We start from the raw sequence: 4,542 nt of genomic DNA, 5'->3' as shown, positions 1-4,542 counted from the left end.
ACCTCGACGCCGACCTCGGCCGCGTACGTGCCGTGCCGCAGGACCAGCCGGGCCGGGGGCGGGGTGTCGGCGGGGAGTTCACCGGTGACCAGGAGGGTGCCGTTGGTGGCGCGGGCCACATGGGTGGCCAGCGGCTGGGGCGTACGGTCGCGCAGCAGCAGATTGCCCGCCGCGGTGGCGTCGACGACCAGCTCGCGCCGGGCCCCGGCCAGCAGCGCGTCGCCGCCGAGGTCGTAACGCCCCTGCGGCAGCGGCCGGTCGGCGGCGATCCGCGCGGTGCCGCCGTCGGCGAAGACCGCCTCGAACGACCAGGCCGCGGCCGTCTCCGGCGCGACCTCCTTGGGCAGCCCCTCGACGTCGGGCCGCGCCCCCGCGAGGTCGGCGAGGACCAGGCGCGCCGTCAGCCGCGTCCAGCCGTCGATGCCGGTGCTCCGCGCGTCGGCGGTCAGCGGGTAGTCGAAGGCCGCGCCCGTCGTCTGCTGCGTGGCCCGCAGCGCGACCGGGGGCTTGCGGTCGCGGACGGCGATCTCGAAGGCGACCGCGCCGTCGCCGTCCGCCCGGTGGCCGGTGATCCGGCGGGTGACCGGCTCGACCGACAGGTGCAGCCGGCCGTCCTTGTACCAGGGCACGAGCCGGGTGTCGTCGTCCAGCGGGAAGGGGACGGGCGAGGACCCGGCGCCCGCGTCGTCGGCGCGCGGCGCCGCGGGGCGGACCACCGAGCCCGCCGCCACGACGATCCCGAGCCGCCACTGCCCGGCCGTCCAGCCCTCCTTGCCCCGCAGCCGCTTGGGATCGACGGTGATCTCAAAGCCGGACCAGTCGTACGAGTGCCGCTCCTGCGGTCCGCCGTCGGTCACTTCGGGGACCCGTACGGTACGCACCGGCAGCAGCAGCTTGCGGCGCCCGGACATCAGCACGGCCGTCTTGAGCGAGGTGCGGCGCGCGCCCGCGTCCACATTGCGCACATACGCGTGGCCCCGGAGGATCAACGTGCCGTCGCGCCAGTCCAGTTCGCTGAGCCGGGCGACGACGGGAAGGTCCTTCGCGGCGATGGCGGTCACCGCGCGCGGCAGCGGCACGGGCGAGCCGTCGCCGCGCACGACCACCGCGCGCTTGCGCAGCGGCGGCCCCGCGATGTCGAACACGCCGCGCCCGCCGTGCTGTTCGTGCGCCAGCACCTCCAGCAGGTCCGCCAGCCGCCCTTCCCTGATCAGCTCCCAGCGGATGCGCAGTTCGGCGGGCAGCGCGGGGAAGAGCGTCGGGTCGACGCGGCCGAGGTAGTCGCGGACGCCGTCGAGGAAGACCTGGTGGTATTCCGGTCCCGCCATCGGCAGGGCCTCGATGAAGTACAGCAGGTCGTCGGTGAGCACCGACCGGTCGTAGTCCCGCTTGTGCGCGCTCCAGCGGGTGTTGGCCGGGTCGGCCAGGAACCGCGAGACCCCGTCGACGGCCGCGATCCGGTCGCGTACACCCTTGACGTCGGTGCGGCGGCGGGTGATCGAGCCCTCGCGGATCCGCCAGTAGTAGACGTGCTCGTGCAGCACGTCCACGGCGTCGGCGAGGAAGTGCGCCGGGATGGTCAGCGGCGTGTCCTCGTACAGCACGCCCTCGGGGAAGGCCAGTTGGTGCTGGTCCCAGAAGGAGCGGCGGAAGACCTTGTTCCAGGCCACCCGGTCGGACAGCAGGCCCAGGTCACGGGTGATGTGCGTGCGCCGCACGGTCTTGTCCATGCCCCGGTGCTGCCACGCCTGGCTGCGGCCCTGCGTGGTGAGCCGGTAGACGTTGCCGGTCGCGAAGTCGGAGCCCGACGTGTCGAGCAGGCCGACCAGCTTCTCGTACGCGCGCGGCGGCAGCACGTCGTCGCTGTCCACGAAGGTCAGGTACGACGTCTGCGGCGCCGCGTTCCGCGCCCCGGTGTTGCGGGCGTGGCCGAGGCCGCCGTTGGGCTGCGCGATCAGCCGGAAGCGCGGGTCGCGGTCGGCGAACGCCTGGGCCAGTTCAGGGCCCGAGTCCGTCGATCCGTCGTCGACCATCACCACGTCGAGGTCGGTGAAGGTCTGCGCCGCGATCGACCGCAGGCACTCCTCCAGATACTGCTCGACGTTGTAGACGGGGACGACGACGGTGAGGCGGGGCGTCATGGCGGGCAACGGTCCTTCCGGGACGGCGACGGCATACGGATGACGGCACGCGCGCGACGGCACATGCACGACGGCATGCGAATGCCGTTCCTCCAACTCGCCGAAGGGCCTTCCGGTCACCGCGAGTGAGCCGAACGAGCGAAAGGGTGAACCGCCGCAGGGTGTCCGGTTGGTACGCTCGGGTGCTATCCCGTACCGGTACGTCTCGATCTGTCCAGGATGGTCATGCCCCGAATCAGCGTCGTCGTCCCCGTCCACCGCGCACAGGGCTTCCTGCGCGCCTGTCTGGAGTCGGTGCTCGGACAGTCCTTCACCGACGTCGAGGTCGTCGCCGTCGACGACGCCTCACCGGACGCGAGCGGCGCGATCATCGCCGAATTCGCCGCCGCCGACCCGCGGGTCAGACCGCTGAGGCTGGACCGCACCGGCGGCACGGGACCGGCACGCGACGCGGGCGCGGCCCTCGCGACCGGCGACTACCTGCTCTTCCTGGACGCCGACGACCTGATGACGCCCGGCACGCTGGCCGCCGCGGACGCCCGGCTGCGCGCCACCGGCGACCCCGATGTGCTGCTCTTCGACCACGAGCGCTTCACCGTCTGGGAGAACGTCCAGGAGAGCGGCGACGCCGACTTCCTCGGCGAGGCGGGCGACTCCGTCTTCACCGCGTCCGACCGCCCCGAGTGCCTGGGCGCCTACCCCGCGGTCTGGAACCGGCTGCTGCGCCGCGCCTTCTGGGAGGAGCGCGGCTTCCGCTTCGGCGAGGGCGCGTACGAGGACGTCGCCGTCGCCTCCCGCGTCCTGCTCGCCGCCACCGGCATCGCGTGTCTGGACCGGGTGGGCGTGCGCTGGCGCAAGCGGCGCGGGATCAGCGTCGGCACCACGCCCGGCCGCCACCACCTGGCCGTACTCGACCGGTACGAGGCGCTGTTCGCCGAGATCGACGGCGGTGACGAGGCCGAGGACCGCAAGCGGGAGCAACGCGCCGCGCTGTACGGGCGGATGGCCGTCCTGCTCGCGGCCGTCGGCGAGGACGGCTCGCCGCTGACGCCCGACGCCCGGCCGGAGTACGTCCGGCGCGCGGGGCGGCTGCTGGGCCGCTACCGGCCCGCCGGCTGGACCGCGCCCGACAGCGACGAGGGCCGCTGGCTGCGGGCCGCGGGCACCGGAAGCTACGGCCGCTACCGCGCGGCGCTCGGCGGCCGGGCGTGGACGCGCAAACTGGCCCGCCGGATCAGGGCACGCAAGAACGCGCTGGGCCGCGCGGTCTACCAGCGCTACTACCGGCTGCGGCTGCGCCGCCCGGTCGACCCCCACCTCGTGGTCTACGCGGCCTATTGGAACCGCGGGGTGTCCTGCAACCCGGCGGCCGTCTACTACCAGGCCAAGGAGACCGCCCCGCACCTGCGCGGGGTGTGGGTGGTCAACAAGAAGGACCGCGAGGCGATGCCGCCCGGCGTCGACCACGTCGTGGTCAACTCCCGCCGCTACTGGGACGTGCTGGCCCGCGCCAAGTACCTGGTGAACAACGCCAACTTCACCGGCCAGGTCGTCAAGCGCCCCGAGCAGGTCTACCTCCAGACCCACCACGGCACACCGCTCAAGCACATGGGCATGGACCTGCGCGCCCGCCCGGCCGTCGGCAAGGGCATGAGCTTCGGCCGCCTGCTCGACCACGCCGACCAGTGGGACTTCTCGCTGGCCGCCAACCAGCACTCCGCCGAGGTCTGGGAGCGGGTCTACCCCAGCGGCTACGAGACGCTGCCCAGCGGCTACCCGCGCAACGACGTGTTCCACACCGCGGGCGCCGACGAGGTCCGCCGCGCCCGGGAGAGCCTGGGCCTGGCCCCCGGCACCACCGCGATCCTCTACGCGCCCACCCACCGCGACTACCAGCGGACCTTCGTCGTCCCGCTCGACCTGGAACGGCTCTGCCGCGAACTGGGCCCCGGCTACACGCTGATGGTCCGCGCCCACTACTTCTACGGGCGCAACGACGCGCTCGAAGCGCTGCACGCGGCGGGCACCATCATGGACGTCTCGCAGCACCCGTCCGTGGAGGAACTGAGCCTCGCCTCCGACGCGTTGCTCTGCGACTTCTCCTCGCTGATGTTCGACTACGCCAACCTCGACCGGCCGATCGTCGTGCACGCCGCCGACTGGGAGGCGTACCGCGCCGCTCGCGGTGTCTACTTCGACCTGCTGTCCGGGCGGCACGGCGAGACCCCGGGCGTGGTGGCGGGCGACGAGGCGGGCCTCGCCCGCGCCTTCCGCTCGGGGGCCTGGCGCGGCCCCGAGGCGGCGGCGCTGCGGTCCGCCTTCCGGCAGCGGTTCTGCGCGTACGACGACGGGCTCGCCGCCGAGCGCGTGGTGCGCCGGGTGCTGCTCGGCGAGCCCTCGC

At 73.5% G+C, this 4,542-nt stretch carries 2 protein-coding genes; one reads left to right on the top strand and one right to left on the bottom strand.

Annotated elements, in window-relative coordinates; genetic code table 11:
- On the bottom strand, positions 1–2,141 hold a 2,141-nt coding region (locus BGM09_RS19405; protein WP_188282908.1), incomplete at its 3' end, for a glycosyltransferase family 2 protein.
- 225 nt (positions 2,142–2,366) lie between these two features.
- Between BGM09_RS19405 and BGM09_RS19400 the strand changes: the two genes are divergently transcribed.
- Positions 2,367–4,542, top strand: a 2,176-nt coding sequence (locus tag BGM09_RS19400) for a CDP-glycerol:glycerophosphate glycerophosphotransferase (protein WP_188282907.1), incomplete at its 3' end; no start/stop codon positions are given.

The organism is Streptomyces sp. CBMA29 (genome assembly GCF_014596445.1).
GTDB lineage: Bacteria > Actinomycetota > Actinomycetes > Streptomycetales > Streptomycetaceae > Actinacidiphila.
The sequence above is the reverse complement of the archived record's forward strand: the minus strand, read 5'-3'. Positions and strand labels throughout refer to the sequence as shown.